General features: G+C 42.5%; 17 protein-coding genes and 2 rRNA genes. All 19 read left to right on the top strand.

All coding sequences use genetic code 11. From position 1 onward, the window contains the following. Positions 1-13 precede the first annotated feature (13 nt). The 19 genes from PISS_RS15715 (at position 14) to PISS_RS15620 (ending at position 20,650) form a co-directional block, all read left to right on the top strand. Positions 14-799 carry a ParA family protein gene (locus tag PISS_RS15715; RefSeq protein ID WP_008112117.1) on the top strand — a complete coding sequence of 262 codons (786 nt, stop codon included), beginning with the start codon at positions 14-16 and terminating at the stop codon, positions 797-799. Between the two features lie 20 nt (positions 800-819). Further along, on the top strand, positions 820-1,746 hold the full coding sequence (locus PISS_RS15710; protein ID WP_058155429.1) for a ParB/RepB/Spo0J family partition protein: 927 nt from the start codon (positions 820-822) through the stop codon (positions 1,744-1,746). A gap of 142 nt (positions 1,747-1,888) precedes the next feature. Next, positions 1,889-2,269 carry an ATP synthase subunit I gene (locus PISS_RS15705; RefSeq protein WP_013466267.1) on the top strand — a complete coding sequence of 127 codons (381 nt, stop codon included), beginning with the start codon at positions 1,889-1,891 and terminating at the stop codon, positions 2,267-2,269. A gap of 15 nt (positions 2,270-2,284) precedes the next feature. Beyond that, positions 2,285-3,142: a F0F1 ATP synthase subunit A gene (gene atpB / locus PISS_RS15700; RefSeq protein ID WP_028834895.1), complete on the top strand. Its 858-nt coding sequence runs from the start codon at positions 2,285-2,287 to the stop codon at positions 3,140-3,142. A gap of 59 nt (positions 3,143-3,201) precedes the next feature. Then, the gene (gene atpE / locus PISS_RS15695; protein WP_008112128.1) at positions 3,202-3,444 is read left to right on the top strand and encodes a F0F1 ATP synthase subunit C; all 243 of its coding nucleotides are present in this window, start codon (positions 3,202-3,204) and stop codon (positions 3,442-3,444) included. A gap of 41 nt (positions 3,445-3,485) precedes the next feature. Next, entirely contained in the window at positions 3,486-3,956 is a 471-nt protein-coding gene (gene atpF, locus PISS_RS15690; RefSeq protein ID WP_016900010.1) for a F0F1 ATP synthase subunit B, read from the top strand. Positions 3,957-3,972: 16 nt separating this feature from the next. Further along, entirely contained in the window at positions 3,973-4,506 is a 534-nt protein-coding gene (atpH, locus tag PISS_RS15685) for a F0F1 ATP synthase subunit delta (protein ID WP_016900009.1), read from the top strand. Between the two features lie 14 nt (positions 4,507-4,520). Further along, positions 4,521-6,062 carry a F0F1 ATP synthase subunit alpha gene (gene atpA / locus PISS_RS15680; protein WP_013466263.1) on the top strand — a complete coding sequence of 514 codons (1,542 nt, stop codon included), beginning with the start codon at positions 4,521-4,523 and terminating at the stop codon, positions 6,060-6,062. Positions 6,063-6,121: 59 nt separating this feature from the next. Beyond that, complete coding sequence (atpG, locus tag PISS_RS15675; RefSeq protein WP_008464174.1) at positions 6,122-6,982, top strand: F0F1 ATP synthase subunit gamma; 861 nt, start codon at positions 6,122-6,124, stop codon at positions 6,980-6,982. Between the two features lie 33 nt (positions 6,983-7,015). Then, the gene (gene atpD / locus PISS_RS15670) at positions 7,016-8,401 is read left to right on the top strand and encodes a F0F1 ATP synthase subunit beta (RefSeq protein ID WP_008464175.1); all 1,386 of its coding nucleotides are present in this window, start codon (positions 7,016-7,018) and stop codon (positions 8,399-8,401) included. A gap of 13 nt (positions 8,402-8,414) precedes the next feature. Continuing rightward, positions 8,415-8,837: a F0F1 ATP synthase subunit epsilon gene (locus tag PISS_RS15665; RefSeq protein WP_008464176.1), complete on the top strand. Its 423-nt coding sequence runs from the start codon at positions 8,415-8,417 to the stop codon at positions 8,835-8,837. 298 nt (positions 8,838-9,135) lie between these two features. Next, the gene (gene glmU, locus PISS_RS15655; protein WP_016900008.1) at positions 9,136-10,494 is read left to right on the top strand and encodes a bifunctional UDP-N-acetylglucosamine diphosphorylase/glucosamine-1-phosphate N-acetyltransferase GlmU; all 1,359 of its coding nucleotides are present in this window, start codon (positions 9,136-9,138) and stop codon (positions 10,492-10,494) included. Between the two features lie 110 nt (positions 10,495-10,604). Then, positions 10,605-11,549 (top strand): hypothetical protein, encoded by a 945-nt coding sequence (locus PISS_RS15650; RefSeq protein ID WP_013466260.1) that lies wholly within the window; start codon positions 10,605-10,607, stop codon positions 11,547-11,549. Continuing rightward, complete coding sequence (locus PISS_RS15645; RefSeq protein ID WP_013466259.1) at positions 11,546-12,136, top strand: DUF1240 domain-containing protein; 591 nt, start codon at positions 11,546-11,548, stop codon at positions 12,134-12,136. The genes PISS_RS15650 and PISS_RS15645 overlap by 4 nt, the downstream gene beginning before the upstream one ends. A 127-nt stretch (positions 12,137-12,263) precedes the next feature. Then, positions 12,264-12,776, top strand: a complete 513-nt coding sequence (locus PISS_RS15640) for a hypothetical protein (protein ID WP_096040846.1) — start codon at positions 12,264-12,266, stop codon at positions 12,774-12,776. A gap of 3 nt (positions 12,777-12,779) precedes the next feature. Next, entirely contained in the window at positions 12,780-13,385 is a 606-nt protein-coding gene (locus PISS_RS15635) for a DUF1240 domain-containing protein (RefSeq protein ID WP_013466257.1), read from the top strand. 158 nt (positions 13,386-13,543) lie between these two features. Further along, the gene (locus tag PISS_RS15630) at positions 13,544-15,328 is read left to right on the top strand and encodes a choice-of-anchor I family protein (RefSeq protein ID WP_058155427.1); all 1,785 of its coding nucleotides are present in this window, start codon (positions 13,544-13,546) and stop codon (positions 15,326-15,328) included. A 607-nt stretch (positions 15,329-15,935) separates the two neighbouring features. Continuing rightward, a 16S ribosomal RNA gene (locus tag PISS_RS15625) occupies positions 15,936-17,469 on the top strand. 294 nt (positions 17,470-17,763) lie between these two features. Beyond that, a 23S ribosomal RNA gene (locus tag PISS_RS15620) occupies positions 17,764-20,650 on the top strand. The 16S and 23S rRNA genes sit together here, the layout of an rRNA operon. Positions 20,651-20,774: the final 124 nt, after the last annotated feature.

Here is a 20,774-nt window from a genome sequence, read left to right as displayed (position 1 = left end):
GATCAGAGACACTGTGGCAAAAGTCATCGCATTAGCAAATCAAAAAGGCGGAGTAGGTAAAACGACCACTGCCGTTAATCTCGCTGCATCTATGGCTGCAACGAAACGTAAAGTGCTGTTAATAGATCTCGATCCGCAAGGCAATGCGACCATGGGCAGTGGCGTCGACAAATATGGTGACGTCCCTACTATCTATGATTTACTCATAGAAGATAAGCCTATTGATGAGGTGATTATTAAAGAAACCTCAGGCGAGTATCATATGATTGCTGCAAACGGCGATGTGACCGCTGCAGAAGTTAAATTGATGGAATTATTTGCTCGCGAAGTACGCTTACGCAATGCACTTGAAAAAATTCAGGATCAGTACGAGTTTATTTTTATAGACTGCCCACCTTCTTTAAATATGTTAACCGTTAATGCCATGGCCGCTGCCGATTCTATTTTAGTCCCTATGCAATGTGAATATTATGCATTGGAAGGATTAACCGCATTAATGGACACGATTACGCAACTTGCTAAGTTAGTTAATCCTAACTTACAGATTGAAGGCATACTTCGTACTATGTACGATCCGCGTAATCGATTAGCAAATGATGTATCAGAACAATTAAAACAACATTTTGGCGATAAAGTATACCGTACGGTGATCCCACGTAATGTTCGACTTGCAGAAGCCCCAAGTTTTGGCGCACCGGCAATGTACTACGATCGAGCATCAAGTGGTGCGAAAGCGTATTTAGCTCTCGCGGGTGAAATGCTACGCAGAAAAGAAAAAACAACTCCCGTTGTCGCCTAACTTTGAGGTAAAAAAATAACATGTCTGCTAAAAAACGAGGTTTAGGCCGAGGACTCGATGCACTTTTAAGTTCATCTAAACCTGCACCAAGCGAAAGCAAGGAACACGACAGCGCCAATGTAACAAACGCAGTTGAAAATGCGGCACAGCCTAGCAACAGTGAATTACAAAAACTACCCATCGAGTTTTTACACTCAGGGAAATACCAACCTCGTAAAGACATGTCTGAAGAGGCACTTGAAGAACTCGCCAGTTCAATTCGTTCACAAGGGATAATTCAACCGATTGTTGTGCGCCCAGTTGCGCATAACAGTTATGAAATTATTGCCGGTGAACGTCGTTGGCGCGCGGCTCAAATTGCCAAGCTTGAGTTTGTACCGTGTATTATTAAAGATGTACCCGATGAAGCGGCCGTTGCTATTGCCCTAATTGAAAATATTCAGCGTGAAGACTTAAACGCCATGGAAGAAGCGATAGCGCTTAATCGCTTGCTTAATGAGTTTGAGTTAACGCATCAACAAGTGGCGGATGCAGTTGGTAAATCGCGTACGACTGTGACTAACTTATTACGCTTAAATAATCTTAATAACGATGTAAAGATTTTGTTAGAGCATGGTGACATTGAAATGGGTCACGCACGTTGCTTATTAGCACTTGAAGGTGAAGTGCAATCAGATGCAGCCCGTTTAGCTGTTGCAAAAGCATTGACCGTTCGCGAAACTGAAAAGCTAGTACGTTCTATTTTAGAGCCTGTTCCAGCAAAAGAAGTAATAGAAAAAGACCCAGATGTTAAACAGTTAGAGCAACAGCTTGCTGATAACTTAGGGGCAAAAGTAGAAATAAATTACAACAAAAAAGGCAAAGGGAAGTTGGTTATTTCTTACACTAATCTTGACGAGTTAGACGGTATTTTAAACCGTATCAATCAAGACTATTCCCACCATTAATTCATTGGATGTCTAAAAAGGGACATTTACAGCGATTTTGTGTTACAAAGCACCTACTCAAGTTGCAAAACTGGCAGGATTAAGTATAATTTCGCCAGTTTTCATACCCTGACAATTAGAGCGTCATAAAGGTTAATTAAAAGTGACTAATAAGTTAGCAGGCCCGTATAGGCTTGCCGCATTAAAATTAATTTGCCTTCAGGGATTTGTAGCCCTTTTAGCTGCACTAATAATTTTTATAGGTTGGGAAACCAATGCCGCACTTTCAGCATTAGCTGGTGGCGCTGTCGCAGTACTTCCTAACTTTGTATTTGCGCTTTATGCATTCAGATATATGGGTGCAAGTCGAGCAAATCAAGCGTATGCCTCGTTGAAACGCGGCAACGGATTAAAATTTATGCTAACAATCGTTTTGTTTGCACTAATGCTAAAGCTTTATCCGGTAGTTTTATTACCTTTCTTTTGTGCTTATGTGTTGGTGTTGTTTACAGGATTGTTTACACCCGTTTTTTTTAAACATTAACTTTTGGGATATAACATGGCTGCAGAAGAAGTTACTCTATCTAGCCATATTCAGCACCACTTAACCAATGCTAAGATGTGCTCGACCGACGCTGGTCTTGCCTTCAATAAAGCATGTACGGATAGTGGCTTCTGGACATGGCATGTAGATACCCTCGCATGGTCTATCGGACTAGGTCTAATATTTTTATGGATCTTCCGTAGTGCCGCAAAAAAATCAACTCTGGGTGTACCTGGAAAATTTCAGTGTTTCATTGAAATGGTTGTTGAGTTCGTTGGCGACAACGTACGCGATACCTTCCATGGTAAAAGCAAGCTGATTGCACCATTAGCATTAACTATATTCGTGTGGATATTCTTAATGAACTTAATGGATTTAATCCCAGTTGACTTCCTACCAGCATTTGCCGGCTTTGTTGGCGAAACTGCATTTGGTATGGATTCACACGACGTATACATGAAAATTGTACCAACAACCGATATCAACATGACAGCAGCACTTGCGCTGGGCGTGTTCATTCTAATGATTGGTTACTCAATAAAAATAAAGGGTATCGGCGGTTTTATTAAAGAACTAACACTTCATCCGTTTAGTTCAAACAATACAGCTTTGCAGATTCTTTTAATCCCATTCAACCTATTACTAGAACTTATCGCATTGGTTTCTAAGCCGTTTTCACTGGCTCTGCGTTTGTTCGGTAACTTATATGCAGGTGAATTAATCTTTATCCTTATCGGTGCAATAGGTTTAATGCAACTACCGTTGCACTTTGTATGGGCTGTATTCCATATCTTGGTAATTGTATTGCAAGCATTCGTATTCATGATGCTTACAATCGTATACCTAAGCATGGCAAGTTCAGATAATCACTAATTACTATATTTACAATTTTACTTTTACTTTTAATTACAATTGAAACTTTGGAGAAATAAATGGAAGCTTTAGAATTATTAAACGGCTTAAAATACATCGCAGTAGCTTTACTTATCGGTTTCGGTGCAATCGGCACAGCAATCGGTTTTGGTAACATGGGCGGTAAATTCCTTGAAGCATGTGCGCGTCAACCTGAGCTTGCACCATCGCTACAAGTTAAAATGTTTATCCTTGCTGGTCTAATCGATGCTGTAGCAATGATTGGTGTTGGTATCGCGATGGTATTGTTGTTCGTACTTTAATTTTATTTTTTGAACAGCTTACTATTTAAGGAGGAGCGGTTGTGAACTTAAACGCCACTCTTATCGGTGAATTAATTGCGTTTACGGTGTTCGTATTATTTTGTATGAAATACGTATGGCCACCACTAAACGGTGCAATTGAAGCTCGCCAGAAGAAAATCGAAGATGGTTTAGCTGCCTCTGATAGAGCCGAAAAAGACTTAGAACTTGCGCAACACAAAGCTGCAGAACAGCTTAAAGATGCAAAGGCTCAAGCGGCTGATATCATTGATCAAGCTAAAAAGCGTGCCGTGCTAATTGTTGACGAAGAAACTGTTCGTGGTCAGCAAGAGCGTGAAAAAATTATTGCTCAAGGGCACTCTGAAATTGAATCAGAGCGTAACCGTGTGACAGAAGAGCTACGTAAGAAAGTAGCAACTCTGGCTGTGGTTGGCGCAGAAAGAATTTTAGAGCGCGAAATCAATCAAGCCGCACATAGTGACATCGTTGAAAAACTTGTCGCTGAGCTGTAATTAGGAGGGTATGAGCATGTCTGAATTGACTACTATCGCTCGCCCATACGCTAAAGCGGCTTTTGAACTTGCCGTTGAAAAAGGCACCATTGAAAGTTGGAATGACATGTTGTTCTTTGCTGGCCACGTTGCCAGCAATGAACAGGCATCAACCATTTTAGCTGGATTGCCTACTGCTACTGCACAAGCTGAGTTATTTATTAACTTATGTGGTGAGCAGCTCAACGAACAAGGTCAGAACCTAGTTAAGGTGATGGCTGAAAATGGACGTTTGATTGCACTACCTGAAGTTGCTCATTTATTTTCTGCTTTAAAAGCAGACTATGACAAAGAAATCGATATTGACGTGATTTCGGCAACGCCTCTTGCTGCAGCGCAGCAAGAATCATTGGTAGCGGCACTTGAAAAACGTTTCGCACGCAAAGTTAAGCTGAATTGTAGTGAAGACGCTACAGTTGTTGGCGGCCTTATTATCAAGGCGGGTGACACTGTAATTGACGGCTCTTTACGCGGTAAATTAAATCGCTTAGCCACAACACTACAATCGTAATTGGGAAAAAGAGCATGCAACTTAATTCCACTGAAATTTCAGATCTGATCAAACAACGTATTGAGAAGTTCGAAGTTGTAAGTGAAGCTCGTAACGAAGGTACAATTGTATCTGTTACTGACGGTATCATTCGCATCCACGGTCTAGCTGACTGTATGCAAGGTGAGATGATTGAGCTTCCTGGCAACCGTTATGCTATCGCACTAAACCTTGAGCGCGACTCAATTGGTGCAGTAGTAATGGGTCCTTACGCTGACCTTACAGAAGGCGTAAAAGTATACACAACTGGTCGTATCTTAGAAGTGCCTGTTGGTGCGGGTCTACTTGGTCGTGTTGTTAACACACTAGGTGCTCCTATCGATGGTAAAGGCGCTTTAGATAACGACGGTTTTGAACCTGTAGAAAAAATTGCACCAGGTGTAATCGAGCGTCAATCAGTAGATGAGCCAGTGCAAACTGGTTACAAATCTATCGATGCAATGATTCCAGTTGGTCGTGGTCAACGTGAGCTTGTTATCGGTGACCGCCAAACAGGTAAAACTGCACTAGCAATCGATGCAATCATCAACCAAAAAGACACAGGCGTTAAGTGTGTGTACGTAGCGGTTGGTCAAAAAGCATCTACTATTGCTAACGTAGTACGTAAATTAGAAGAGCACGGTGCACTTGCAAATACTATCGTAGTTGTAGCATCTGCTTCTGAATCTGCGGCACTTCAGTACTTAGCACCGTTCTCGGGCTGTACTATGGGTGAATACTTCCGTGACCGTGGTGAAAACGCATTAATCGTATATGATGATTTATCTAAGCAAGCTGTTGCTTACCGTCAAATCTCATTGCTACTTAAGCGTCCACCAGGCCGTGAAGCATACCCAGGTGACGTATTCTACCTTCACTCGCGTCTTTTAGAGCGTGCATCACGTGTAAACACTGATTACGTTGAAAAATTCACTAACGGTGAAGTGAAAGGTAAAACAGGTTCATTGACGGCATTGCCTATCATTGAAACTCAAGGCGGCGACGTTTCTGCGTTCGTACCGACAAACGTTATCTCTATCACCGATGGTCAGATCTTCTTAGAAACTGACTTATTCAACTCAGGTATCCGTCCGGCAGTAAATGCTGGTATCTCGGTATCGCGTGTTGGTGGTGCTGCACAAACTAAAATCGTTAAGAAACTAGGTGGCGGTATCCGTCTAGCCCTAGCTCAGTACCGTGAATTAGCTGCGTTCTCGCAGTTCGCGTCTGACCTTGATGATGCTACTCGTGCTCAACTTGAGCATGGTGAGCGTGTAACAGAGCTAATGAAGCAGAAACAGTACGCGCCAATGTCTGTTGCTGAAATGTCTTTGTCGTTATTCGCAGCTGAGAAAGGTTACTTAAAAGACATCGAAATCGCTAAAATTATGGATTTCGAAGCGGCTTTACTTTCTTACGCAAATAGCACATACGCAGAGCTTATGGCTCAAATCAATGAAACTGGTAACTACAACGCCGAGATCGAAGCGCAGCTTAAAGAACTTCTAGAGAAGTTCAAGTCTACGCAAACTTGGTAATTTAGTTATTAATGGTGTGCTTTATATCTTAAAGCACACCTTGATTCGGAGAGAGAGTCATGGCCAGCGGAAAAGAGATTAAAAGCAAGATCGGCAGTATTAAAAATACTCAAAAGATCACTAGCGCAATGGAAATGGTTGCTGCGTCTAAAATGAAAAAGGCGCAAGAACGAGTGGCTTCAAGCCGTCCATACGCTGAAAAATTACGTAAAGTGATTGGTCGTGTTGCTCAAGCAAATCTTGATTTTACTCACCCGTTCTTAGAAGAACGTGAAGTAAAACGAGTTGGTTATATTGTTATCTCTACTGACCGTGGTCTGTGTGGCGGTTTAAACTCAAACGAGTTTAAAAAAGTCGCATTAGAGATTAAAGCGTGGAAAGAAAAAGGCGTAGATGCTGATTTTGCTACTTTAGGTAGTAAAGCAGCTGGCTTCTTTCAACGTTTTGGTGGTCAAGTGCTTGCTAAAAAAGCAGGTCTTGGAGATAAGCCTTCAGTACAGGACGTAATTGGTCCAGTAAAAATAATGCTAGATGCATTCTCTGAAGGTAAAATTGACCGTTTATTCCTGGTATATAACAACTTTGTTAATACCATGAAGCAAGAGCCAATAGTAGATCAGTTACTCCCTTTGCCAAAAGCTGAAGAAGAAGTATCTACACATGCGTGGGATTACTTATATGAACCAAACCCAGAGGCTATTTTAGAGTCTTTGTTAGTACGTTTCATTGAGTCTCAGGTATACCAAGGTGTAGTTGAAAACGCTGCCTCTGAACAGGCTGCCCGCATGGTTGCAATGAAAGCTGCAACTGATAATGCCGGTGACCTTATGGATGAGTTACAGCTTGTATATAACAAAGCTCGCCAAGCAGCAATCACACAAGAAATTAGTGAGATTTGTTCTGGTTCAGCAGCAGTTTAATGCTTCAGGCAAAGATTAACGAGAGGAATAGACATGAGTTTAGGTAAGGTCGTCCAAATTATCGGCGCCGTTGTGGATATCGAATTTCCACAAGACAGCGTGCCAGCCGTATATGACGCGCTAAAAGTAACAGATGGCGATTTAGCTGGTTTGACTTTAGAAGTTCAACAGCAGCTAGGTGGCGGTGTGGTACGTACTATCGCACTAGGTACTACAGACGGTTTACGTCGTGGTGCTGCAGTAGCAAACACAGGCGAAGCAATTCAAGTTCCAGTTGGTACTAAGACCCTAGGTCGTATCATGAACGTACTTGGTGAGCCAATTGATGAAGCAGGTCCAATCGGTGAAGACGAGCGTATGTCTATCCACCGTGCAGCACCTACTTACGAAGAGCAATCAAGCTCAGTAGAACTTTTAGAAACGGGTATCAAGGTAATCGACCTTGTATGTCCATTCGCTAAAGGTGGTAAAGTTGGTTTATTCGGTGGTGCCGGTGTTGGTAAAACCGTAAACATGATGGAACTTATCCGTAACATCGCAATCGAGCACAGCGGCTACTCAGTATTCGCAGGTGTTGGTGAGCGTACTCGTGAGGGTAACGATTTCTACCATGAAATGAACGATTCAAACGTACTTGATAAAGTATCGCTTGTATACGGTCAGATGAACGAGCCACCGGGTAACCGTTTACGCGTAGCGTTAACAGGTCTTACTATGGCTGAGAAGTTCCGTGACGAAGGTCGCGACGTACTTTTCTTCGTAGATAACATCTACCGTTACACACTTGCGGGTACAGAAGTATCAGCACTTCTTGGTCGTATGCCATCAGCGGTAGGTTACCAGCCTACACTTGCTGAAGAAATGGGTGTACTTCAAGAGCGTATCGCATCTACTAAGACGGGTTCAATTACTTCAATCCAAGCGGTATACGTACCTGCGGATGATTTAACGGATCCATCTCCAGCAACAACGTTTGCTCACTTAGATGCAACAGTGGTACTTTCACGTGATATCGCATCACTAGGTATCTACCCAGCGGTAGACCCTCTTGATTCATCTTCACGTCAGCTTGATCCACAAGTAATCGGTGAAGAGCACTACGGTATAGCGCGCGGCGTTCAAACAGTTCTTCAGCGTTACAAAGAGCTTAAAGACATCATCGCGATTCTAGGTATGGACGAGCTTTCTGACGAAGATAAGCAACTTGTATCTCGTGCACGTAAAATCCAGCGTTTCCTATCTCAGCCATTCTTCGTGGCAGAGGTATTTACAGGTGCGCCAGGTAAATACGTTTCACTTAAAGACACAATTGCAGGCTTCAAAGGTATCTTAAACGGTGAGTTTGATGATATGCCAGAGCAAGCGTTCTACATGGTTGGCTCTATCGAAGAAGCTCAAGAAAAAGCCAAAAGCATGTAATTAGGAGGGTAGTATGGCAGCTATGACTGTACATCTTGATGTAGTAAGTGCTGAAGAGAAATTATTTTCTGGTTTAGTAGAATCTATTCAAGTATCTGGTAGTGAAGGTGAGTTAGGTGTTAACGCCGGTCACGCCCCACTACTAACTGCCCTTAAACCTGGTATGGTACGTTTAGTTAAGCAATTTGGTGAAGAAGAACTCATCTATATTGCTGGCGGTACACTAGAAGTTCAACCGAACATAGTGACCGTACTTGCTGATACAGCTGTTCGTGGTGAAGACCTAGACGAAAAAGCTGCAGAGCAAGCTAAGCGTGACGCTGAAGCCCAAATGGCAAAAGGCGCATCTGCTGAACTTGATTACAATCAAGCAGCAATGCAACTAGCTGAAGCAATTGCTCAGCTACGCATTATTCAGCAATTACGTAAAAAGTAAGCCTATCTGGTTTTTAAAAGCCCACTTTATGTGGGCTTTTTTGTGCCACTAACTAACTACTTCAGCCTATTTGTAAATAAATTAATCGTTATGGCTAATATCTCTTCATTATTACTTATATCTACGCAAGATCCTCGTTACAATAACCCTATTCTATTAGGTGTTATTTTGCTTAAGTTAAGATTCAGTAGTCATTGCTTAGCCTACTGAGTATTTGCACATGATGTGACTTACGTAATCTACTTTGCAGCACACTTATTCTATCAAGCTAAAACAACGGAAAAAGGAAATTGTTTTAATGGCTCTAACAACAGTAATTCTTGCAGCGGGTAAAGGTACTCGTATGCGCTCTGCTCTTCCTAAGGTACTGCATAAAGTGGCAGGTAAACCTATGGTGCAACACGTTATCGATAATGCCAATGCGCTAGGTGCTACATCTACTAACTTAGTTTATGGTCATGGCGGCGAACTATTACAACAACAATTAGCCGATAATAACGTAAATTGGGTACTGCAAGCTGAGCAGCTAGGTACAGGCCACGCAGTGGCACAAGCAAACCCTCATATTAACGACGACGATACCGTACTGGTTTTATACGGTGACGTACCGTTAACTAAGCAATCGACACTTGAACGTTTATTAGCAGCAACACCTAAAAATGGCTTAGCAGTATTAACCGTTAATCTAGCAAACCCAAATGGTTATGGGCGTATGCTACGTGTTGATGGCAAGCTAGTGGGTATTGTTGAACAAAAAGATGCCAATGCAGAGCAGTTACTTATTAACGAAGTAAACACCGGCATTATGGCGGTAAATGGTAAGCTTTTAAAAACATGGTTAGGTAATTTGTCTAACAATAATGCCCAAGGCGAATACTACCTAACAGATATAGTCGCTATGGCGCACAGTGAAGGTGTAGAAATTACATCAGCACAGCCTGATCATCCAATGGAAGTTGAAGGTGCAAATAACCGTGTACAACTTGCAGGCCTTGAGCGTGCTTATCAAGCATGGCAAGCAGAAGAGCTGATGCTAAATGGTGCAACTCTTGCCGACCCTGCACGCATAGATGTACGTGGCGACATTAAAACAGGTGAAGACGTCCTCATCGATATCAACGTTATTTTTGAAGGTACAGTAACGCTTGGTAATAACGTACAAATTGGCCCTAACTGCGTACTTAAAAACTGTAGCATCGGCGATAATGTTGTTATTAAAGCCAATACATTGATTGAAGATGCATCAGTTGCGGCTAAATGTACACTCGGTCCATACGCCCGCCTTCGCCCAGGTGCAATAATGGAAGAAGACTCTCACATTGGCAACTTTGTCGAAATGAAAAAAACCCGTTTAGGTAAAGGCTCTAAAGCAAACCACTTAAGTTACTTAGGTGATGCTGAAATTGGCGAGAAAGTGAATATTGGCGCAGGCACGATTACCTGTAACTACGATGGTGTGAATAAAGCGAAAACCATTATTGGCGATAATGCCTTTATTGGCTCTAACTCATCACTGGTTGCTCCTGTAAATATTGGTGCTACAGCAACTGTAGGTGCAGGTTCTGTTATTACCAATACCGTCGCGGATGATCAGTTAGCCGTAGCACGTGGCAAGCAACGCAATTTAGATGGTTGGAAACGCCCAGTTAAAAAGTGATTTTATAAGTACCTAAAAGCGAGCTTTTTTAGCTCGCTCTTATTGCCTTTGTCCATAAAATACTTACAATGCTAAGTTAATGGATTAACAATAGACAATAAGGATTTACTATGTCTGCTCATGCTCGTCGTGCAATTGCACAAAGACAACGCCAACTCCAAATAAAAACGCTTCTTGCCGGTAACAACCATACTCTATTACTAATGAATTCAGCAGAGTTTGTTGATTACATTATTTCTGTAAAAATGAAACAAGGTAAATCTCGTTCTGAAGCGGTTGACTGGATTGATGGTGTATTAGCACAGCATAACTCAGCATCGAGTATTTGGGAGCGAATAAAAGATCCTCTAAAGACAGGCGCAGGCCTTTATCCTCTATTTGATGATATGAAGGCATTAGCCATTATAGCTGTTGCAATGCAGCGCCAAGGTAATGCTTTCGGTAAGTTTAAAATAAAAATTTACAATGGCTCTCCTGCTATTATTATCAGTTCTTATCCTGGAATACGTGCTCACCTTACGGGTACCCGTTATTTGGCGAGTAACCCTAAGCTATTCACTATAGGAGTGGGTAAGCTCGAAGCAGCCAAAGCGATGAAAACCGGCTTCGTTGTTAGTTTAATTATTTCAGTGACATTTCATGCAATCGACCAGGTTTTAAATGACCAAAAAACATGGCATGACTTAGTTGCTGGAATTGCTGTTGATATGGCAGTGGTTGGAGCTGCTATTTTAACTACTAGTACAATATTAGGTGCTGCGGGAGCTGCATCAGCAGGTTTAGCAACAATAATTGCAGGTTCAGTTTTAGTTCCTTTGTTGGTCGTTGTAATTGTTGGGGTTGCTTTCTCAATTGCATTTTCGGATACAAGTGATTATGTAAAAGTACTTTCTGAAGAATTAAGAAACATCGAAAGTAATATACAAAGTGGTGTATTTAAAATTAGGGCTGGAGCGCAGAAAATCAATAACGAATACAAAGAAAGTCCAAATGAATTTTTACATAAAATTTTTGGAGTTCCTATTTTTAATAAAGCTAGGTCTTATAACTTGTGAAATTTTTAGAATGGAAAAAAGCAGATAAAAAGTTATCTCTTACAAATATGAAAGAAATAGCATCTATTTTTTTCTTATTAATTGTTAGTGGAGGACTGTGCTATAAAATAGCCTTAAACTTTTTTTCCGAAGTGGAAACTATATTTTTAGTTAGTCAACCTCAATTTTTTATAAAAGAGCAAGCTACTATACTTTTATCTTTTTTATTATTGCCTTGCTTATTTTTAATTTTTTTATCGACCCTACAGCGTTTTTTGGGATTTGATATAGAGTTAACTTTAGTTAATGCATTTAAAAGTGCTGTTGTAGGTTTAATTGTTTTATTAATTCTATCAATCCCGACTAACATAGTTATAGAAGCTAATTTAAAGAGCAAAGGCTACATTTATTGTAATTGGTACACTGGTGCTTCAGTTCGTGATCCTGATGTTTGGTTGAAAAACGATGAGTTATGCTTACAAGATGGCTCTGTAATCACTAGTGATATTTATGATTGGTTTGAAATGCATAATGAGCAAGGAACTGAACCGACTCTAAATGAATTAGAGTCTTTTATTAAAAAGACAAGAATGGAACTTGGTAGATAAAATAAAGCAGACCTAATAATTCGGCTATATGTTCGAGATGTCTACAGCCAGAATTTTGCAATGGCTACCCACAGTCATAATTGACTCTTATCCTGGAATACGCGCTCACCTTACAGGTACCCGTTATTTGGCTAGTAACCCTAAGCTATTCACTATAGGTGTGGGTAAGCTCGAAGCAGCCAAAGCGATGAAAACCGGCTTCGTTATTAGTTTAATTATTTCAGTGGCATTTCATGCAATCGACCAAGCTTTAAATGACCAAAAAACATGGCATTACTTAGTTGCTGGTATAGCTGTAGATATGGCCGTGGTTGGAGCAGCTATAGCTACGACAGTGGCTGTAACGCATATTGCAACGGCCTTTGCTGGGGCTGTTATTGTTACCAGTGCTGTAATACCCCTTATTATTGTTGTTAGTGTAGGGCTCGCTTTTACTGATCTCACAATGGTTTTTTCAACAGACCCAATCGTAGATGCTATCGCATTTAAGCTGAGAAAAATTGAAAGCGATATTAGCTCTGGAATAATTAACATAAATAAAAAGCTGAAACAGGGTTTTTCTGAAGATCCCTATGCCTTTTTTAATTCTTTATTTGGGTTGCCATCTATAAATCTAAATAGTAATAAAAATGAGCTATAAACAATGTCTATTTTAGAATGGGAAAAATCCGAGGAACGTTTTACAGAACAAAGCTTCGAGCATAAATTAACTGTTGTGATAGGCCTGTTTGCTTTTATATTATTTACAATTGCTTTATTTTACTTCTCTTATTATGGGTTTGTTGAAAATGTTTATTTTGATGAGTCGCTTTATTATATTCGAGAAAGCGGCTTGTTGGCTCCGATAATAGTAATGGCTCCATTTCCTGTTTTAATGACAATTGCAGGTTTACAAAAAGTATTGAACTTCCGCAATGAAAAAACAATAAGGTTAATGGTAAAGCTTATGCTGCGCGCAATACCTTTATATATAATTTTATCTATTGCTAATAGTTTTTATATTGAGTCTAAATTAACACTCGAGGGATATAGCTTTTGTAATTGGTATACCAGTCCATCATTAAGAGATCCCGATGTTTGGCTAAAAAATGATGAATTATGCCTACAGGGTGGTTCCGTCATAATCAGTGATGTTACCGATTGGTTTGAACAGAAAAACCAACAAGGTATTGAACCTTCCGTTGATGAGTTAAAAGAGTTTATAAAAATAACTCGAAAAAGGCGCGATGATTATATAAATAATATGTAGCAGCCAGTCCATTTAAATGAGTAACAGGCCAAGCCCTATTTAAAGCGAGTTTTATAACTCGCTTTTTTATTGTCTAAATATTCTATAAATAAAAATGCCATACTGTTGTCATCCCTGTGTGTTGATATTTAACTAATACAACACTAAGGAAAACAATAATGTTAAACAAATCAATAATAGCCCTTTCTTTGCTATCACTATTAACTGGTTGCTCACTAGATGGTGATGACGGCCAAAATGGCGCACAGGGTGTACAAGGTACAGCGGGTAGTAATGGTGAAAACGGCACTAATGCAAATTCAGCTTTAAATATCAATCTTATTGGCCGCGCAGTACTCAATGCACAAAGCCCAGAGGGTGCAGCTGAAATAGTCGCCTACCAAGCCTCTAAAAAGTGGATTTATGCAATTAATAGCTCTGGCGATGAGGCAGTTGTGAATATCATTCCTGCCGATACGTTCGACACTGCAGCATTAGTAAAAGATAACGAAGGTATTGTAACCGCGACCAACTTAGCCTCTACCATTACGCTCTCACTAAATGAAAATACGCCTGGTGATGCAAACAGCATAGCTATCGATGCAAATAACCAATTATTAGCGGTAGCAATGGCTGCTACAAACGTGAGCGAAGCTGGCCAAATAGCGTTTTACAATATTGGCGGAGATACACCAGTATTTATTAAAAATGTAACTGTAGGTGCCCTACCCGACATGGTGACATTTAGCCATGATGGTGCAAAAGTAGTGGTTGCTAATGAAGGTGAACCTAATGGCGACTACAGTATCGACCCCGAAGGCACAATTAGCATTATCGATATCAATAACGGCACTATTGCCGATACCGCTTTGAGCATAAACTTTCAAGCTTACAATAATAAGCAAGCAGAATTAGAAGCGCAGGGCTTAGTGTTTGCCAATCCTACTGGACGTATTATTAATGGTAATTTAATAAATACCACCGTCGCTATGGATTTAGAGCCAGAGTATGTGAGTATTTCCAAGGATAATAAATACGCCTATGTCTCTATTCAAGAAAATAACGGCCTAGCTATCATCAACCTTGAAGATAATTCCCTTGAGCTAAAAGGGCTCGGTTTTAAAGATTGGTCAAACTTACAATTTGACGCTTCAGACAAAGACGGCGGTGTTAACTTTAAATCATACCCTGGTTTATATGGCATGTATCAGCCAGATACAATTGCAAGTTTTAGTTGGAAAGGAGCCAACTTTATTGTATCTGCCAATGAGGGTGATGAACGCGAATACTTTTTTGATGCCAGCGATGAAGCTGATTGTATAGCCAAGGGCGGCCTTGATTATGACGCTAAAGATGGGTGTTTGGTATATATGGATGAAAGCCGCGTAGAAGATCTAGCTCTCGCAGCTAACTTCGATTACTTAAATAACGATGATAACGACATTGGTCGTTTAAAAGTTACAACAGTAAAAGGTGATAAAAATAACGATGGCCAATACGAATCTCTTTATGCCTATGGCGCACGCTCATTTACCATTTGGGATAGCAATGGGCTGGTGGTGTTTGACTCAGGCGATCAAATTGCACGGGTGACCGCTTCTGTTCATGGTAACGCGTTTAATAATAACGAAGATGAAAACAAAGGCGATACTCGCTCAGATGATAAAGGTGCAGAACCCGAAGCGCTAACATTAGGTAAGGTTGGCGATAGGTTGTTTGCTTTTGTTGGCTTAGAGCGTATGGGCGCAATAATGGTGTTTGATATAACCAACCCTTACAATGTGAAATTTCAAGATTACTTCTATAATCGTGGTTTAGAACCAAGTGCAGATATAAGTGGCGATCTTGCTCCAGAAGGAATGACATTTGTTCCTGCAGCGCAAAGTGCAACAAACGAAGCACTGCTTATAGTCGGTAATGAAATCTCAGGCTCAATTGCCGTATGGGAAATAACAACTCAGTAATTAGTAAAGTTTTAAGTAAAAGCGATGTAGCGGTTATCTATAAATCGCTTTTACTTCCTCCCCTCTCAATAATCATGCCTTATGTGAATGCTTTTTAATCAAAAACAGCCCTGCAGCCCTTTATTTGTATGGTTATTGTACTAAATTGAAATTAATTTAATAAAACTGAAATAAAGCATTGACCCTCTCCAGAATATCCCTATAATGCGCATCCACTGACCCGGCAGGCAGCAATGAAAAGCGCTGAACAAACGGTAAGTGAGTCGAGTAAAACTTAGCTTTTAAATCTTTTAAAAGAAACTAAAAATTAAGTGTTGACAAAAAAATAGGAAAGCGTAATATGCGCAGCCCTAGCGAGATAAAGTTAAACGCTTTAATCGCAACGTTCTTTAACAATATAAAGCAATCATCTGTGTGGGCACTCGTACAGATTGAGTTCTAACAGCCAAGCTACTTAGGTAGTGAGGCAAACAAATTTAGAGTCTCAATTGAACTGAGTGACCAACAGAATAGTTACTTAGGTAGTTATTCAGCACAGTCAATTCAATATCGAAAGATATTAAATAAATTCAGAATTCATTGAGCTGTCGAAAGACAAAAAACTTTTTAATTGAAGAGTTTGATCATGGCTCAGATTGAACGCTGGCGGCAGGCCTAACACATGCAAGTCGAGCGGTAACATTTCTAGCTTGCTAGAAGATGACGAGCGGCGGACGGGTGAGTAATGCTTGGGAACATGCCTTGAGGTGGGGGACAACAGTTGGAAACGACTGCTAATACCGCATAATGTCTACGGACCAAAGGGGGCTTCGGCTCTCGCCTTTAGATTGGCCCAAGTGGGATTAGCTAGTTGGTGAGGTAATGGCTCACCAAGGCGACGATCCCTAGCTGGTTTGAGAGGATGATCAGCCACACTGGGACTGAGACACGGCCCAGACTCCTACGGGAGGCAGCAGTGGGGAATATTGCACAATGGGCGCAAGCCTGATGCAGCCATGCCGCGTGTGTGAAGAAGGCCTTCGGGTTGTAAAGCACTTTCAGTCAGGAGGAAAGGTTAGTAGTTAATACCTGCTAGCTGTGACGTTACTGACAGAAGAAGCACCGGCTAACTCCGTGCCAGCAGCCGCGGTAATACGGAGGGTGCGAGCGTTAATCGGAATTACTGGGCGTAAAGCGTACGCAGGCGGTTTGTTAAGCGAGATGTGAAAGCCCCGGGCTCAACCTGGGAACTGCATTTCGAACTGGCAAACTAGAGTGTGATAGAGGGTGGTAGAATTTCAGGTGTAGCGGTGAAATGCGTAGAGATCTGAAGGAATACCGATGGCGAAGGCAGCCACCTGGGTCAACACTGACGCTCATGTACGAAAGCGTGGGGAGCAAACAGGATTAGATACCCTGGTAGTCCACGCCGTAAACGATGTCTACTAGAAGCTCGGAACCTCGGTTCTGTTTTTCAAAGCTAACGCATTAAGTAGACCGCCTGGGGAGTACGGCCGCAAGGTTAAAACTCAAATGAATTGACGGGGGCCCGCACAAGCGGTGGAGCATGTGGTTTAATTCGATGCAACGCGAAGAACCTTACCTACACTTGACATACAGAGAACTTACCAGAGATGGTTTGGTGCCTTCGGGAGCTCTGATACAGGTGCTGCATGGCTGTCGTCAGCTCGTGTTGTGAGATGTTGGGTTAAGTCCCGCAACGAGCGCAACCCCTATCCTTAGTTGCTAGCAGGTAATGCTGAGAACTCTAAGGAGACTGCCGGTGATAAACCGGAGGAAGGTGGGGACGACGTCAAGTCATCATGGCCCTTACGTGTAGGGCTACACACGTGCTACAATGGCGCATACAGAGTGCTGCGAACTCGCGAGAGTAAGCGAATCACTTAAAGTGCGTCGTAGTCCGGATTGGAGTCTGCAACTCGACTCCATGAAGTCGGAATCGCTAGTAATCGCGTATCAGAATGACGCGGTGAATACGTTCCCGGGCCTTGTACACACCGCCCGTCACACCATGGGAGTGGGTTGCTCCAGAAGTAGATAGTCTAACCCTCGGGAGGACGTTTACCACGGAGTGATTCATGACTGGGGTGAAGTCGTAACAAGGTAGCCCTAGGGGAACCTGGGGCTGGATCACCTCCTTATACGATTTAGAACTTATTTGTTCGTAGTGTCCACACAGATGATTGTTAGTTAGTTTGCTCTTTGAGTTTACTAATTAATATGCTCTTTAAAAATTTGGAAAAGCTGATAATAAAATTCGTATGAATACATTGTATTTGTACAGAGTTTTCAAAAGTAAAAAAGAATGATAGCAGTATCATTCAGTGCCATTTAATAAACGTTTAATGTTTGTTGATTGGTATCTACTTTAGTATTCAATATTAACTTCTGGCGAAGTTAAACTGTCACAAAACAAAGACCCGTTTGGGTTGTATGGTTAAGTGACTAAGCGTACACGGTGGATGCCTTGGCAGTTGGAGGCGATGAAGGACGTATTAACTTGCGATAAGCCTAGTCAAGCTAGTAAAAAGCACTTGAGACTAGGATTTCCGAATGGGGAAACCCACCTGCTTGCAGGTATCGTTAACTGAATACATAGGTTAACGAGGCGAACGCGGAGAACTGAAACATCTAAGTACCCGTAGGAAAAGAAATCAACCGAGATTCCGATAGTAGCGGCGAGCGAAATCGGAACAGCCCTTAAGCTTATTATGTGTTAATGGAAGGCTCTGGAAAGTGCCACGATACAGGGTGATAGTCCCGTACATGAAAACGCATTTTAAGTGAAATCGAGTAGGTCGGAGCACGTGAAACTTTGACTGAATATAGGTGGACCATCATCTAAGGCTAAATACTCCCAACTGACCGATAGTGAACCAGTACCGTGAGGGAAAGGCGAAAAGAACCCCTGTGAGGGGAGTGAAATAGAACCTGAAACCGTGTACGTACAAGCAGTAGGAGCCCACTTGTTGGGTGACTGCGTACCTTTTGTATAATGGGTCAGCGACTTATATTTTGTAGCGAGGTTAACCGATTAGGGTAGCCGTAGGGAAACCGAGTCTTAACTGGGCGAATAGTTGCAAGGTATAGACCCGAAACCCGGTGATCTAGCCATGGGCAGGTTGAAGGTTGAGTAACATCAACTGGAGGACCGAACCCACTAACGTTGAAAAGTTAGGGGATGACCTGTGGTTAGGAGTGAAAGGCTAATCAAACCGGGAGATAGCTGGTTCTCCCCGAAATCTATTTAGGTAGAGCCTCGGACGAATACTTACGGGGGTAGAGCACTGTTAAGGCTAGGGGGTCATCCCGACTTACCAACCCTTTGCAAACTCCGAATACCGTAAAGTAATATCCGGGAGACACACGGCGGGTGCTAACGTCCGTCGTGAAGAGGGAAACAACCCAGACCGCCAGCTAAGGTCCCAAAGTCATAGTTAAGTGGGAAACGATGTGGAAAGGCCCAGACAGCCAGGAGGTTGGCTTAGAAGCAGCCATCCTTTAAAGAAAGCGTAATAGCTCACTGGTCGAGTCGGTCTGCGCGGAAGATGTAACGGGGCTAAACTATGCACCGAAGCTGCGGATTCAAAATTTATTTTGAGTGGTAGGGGAGCGTTCTGTAAGCGGTTGAAGGTGTACCGGGAGGTATGCTGGACGTATCAGAAGTGCGAATGCTGACATGAGTAACGATAATGCGGGTGAAAAACCCGCACGCCGGAAGACCAAGGGTTCCTATCCCATGTTAATCAGGGTAGGGTAAGTCGACCCCTAAGGCGAGGCCGAAAGGCGTAGTCGATGGGAAACGGATTAATATTTCCGTACTTGGTATAATTGCGATGGGGGGACGGAGCAGGCTAAGCAAGCATGGCGATGGTAGTCCATGTGAAAGTGTGTAGGCTAGCGACTTAGGTAAATCCGGGTTGCTGTTAGGCTGAGACACGAGACGAGTCACCAAGGTGATGAAGTTGCTGATGCCATACTTCCAGGAAAAGCCTCTAAGCTTCAGATTATACCGAATCGTACCCCAAACCGACACAGGTGGTCAGGTAGAGAATACTAAGGCGCTTGAGAGAACTCGGGTGAAGGAACTAGGCAAAATCGTACCGTAACTTCGGGAGAAGGTACGCTCCGATTGGTGATGGGACTTGCTCCCTAAGCTGATTGGAGCCGCAGTGACCAGGTGGCTGGGACTGTTTATTAAAAACACAGCACTGTGCAAAATCGCAAGATGACGTATACGGTGTGACACCTGCCCGGTGCCGGAAGGTTAATTGATGGGGTTATCTTCGGAGAAGCTCTTGATCGAAGCCCCGGTAAACGGCGGCCGTAACTATAACGGTCCTAAGGTAGCGAAATTCCTTGTCGGGTAAGTTCCGACCTGCACGAATGGTGTAACCATGGCCACGCTGTCTCCACCCGAGACTCAGTGAAATTGAAATCGCAGTGAAGATGCTGTGTACCCGCGGCTAGACGGAAAGACCCCGTGAACCTTTACTACAGCTTGGCACTGAACATTGAACCTACATGTGTAGGATAGGTGGGAGACTTAGAAGCAGAGACGCTAGTTTTTGTGGAGTCGTCCTTGAAATACCACCCTTGTAGTTTTGATGTTCTAACGTTGGCCCCTGAATCGGGGTTACGGACAGTGCCTGGTGGGTAGTTTGACTGGGGCGGTCTCCTCCCAAAGAGTAACGGAGGAGCACGAAGGTTGGCTAAGTACGGTCGGACATCGTACGGTTAGTGTAATGGTAGAAGCCAGCTTAACTGCGAGACAGACACGTCGAGCAGGTACGAAAGTAGGTCATAGTGATCCGGTGGTTCTGAATGGAAGGGCCATCGCTCAACGGATAAAAGGTACTCCGGGGATAACAGGCTGATACCGCCCAAGAGTTCATATCGACGGCGGTGTTTGGCACCTCGATGTCGGCTCATCACATCCTGGGGCTGAAGTCGGTCCCAAGGGTATGGCTGTTCGCCATTTAAAGTGGTACGCGAGCTGGGTTTAGAACGTCGTGAGACAGTTCGGTCCCTATCTGCCGTGGGCGTTTGAGAATTGAGAGGGGTTGCTCCTAGTACGAGAGGACCGGAGTGAACGAACCGCTGGTGTTCGGGTTGTCATGCCAATGGCATTGCCCGGTAGCTACGTTCGGAACTGATAAGCGCTGAAAGCATCTAAGCGCGAAGCAGGCCTCGAGATGAGTTCTCACTAGACTTTTAAAGTCTCTGAAGGGCCGTTGAAGACTACAACGTTGATAGGCAAGATGTGGAAGTGGTGTGAGCCATTAAGCTAACTTGTACTAATTACCCGTGAGGCTTAACCATACAACACCAAACGCGTTTTATGTGATAGTTTAAGCGCAGAAGTTAATAGAACTAAAGTAGATTACTTGATTACTCTTTATTATCAGAATTCCAAATTTTAGTAAGCTCGATTAAATCGACCTTA

It is taken from the genome of Pseudoalteromonas issachenkonii, assembly GCF_002310795.1.
In the GTDB taxonomy this organism is placed as follows: Bacteria; Pseudomonadota; Gammaproteobacteria; order Enterobacterales; family Alteromonadaceae; genus Pseudoalteromonas; species Pseudoalteromonas tetraodonis.
The sequence above is the reverse complement of the archived record's forward strand: the minus strand, read 5'-3'. Positions and strand labels throughout refer to the sequence as shown.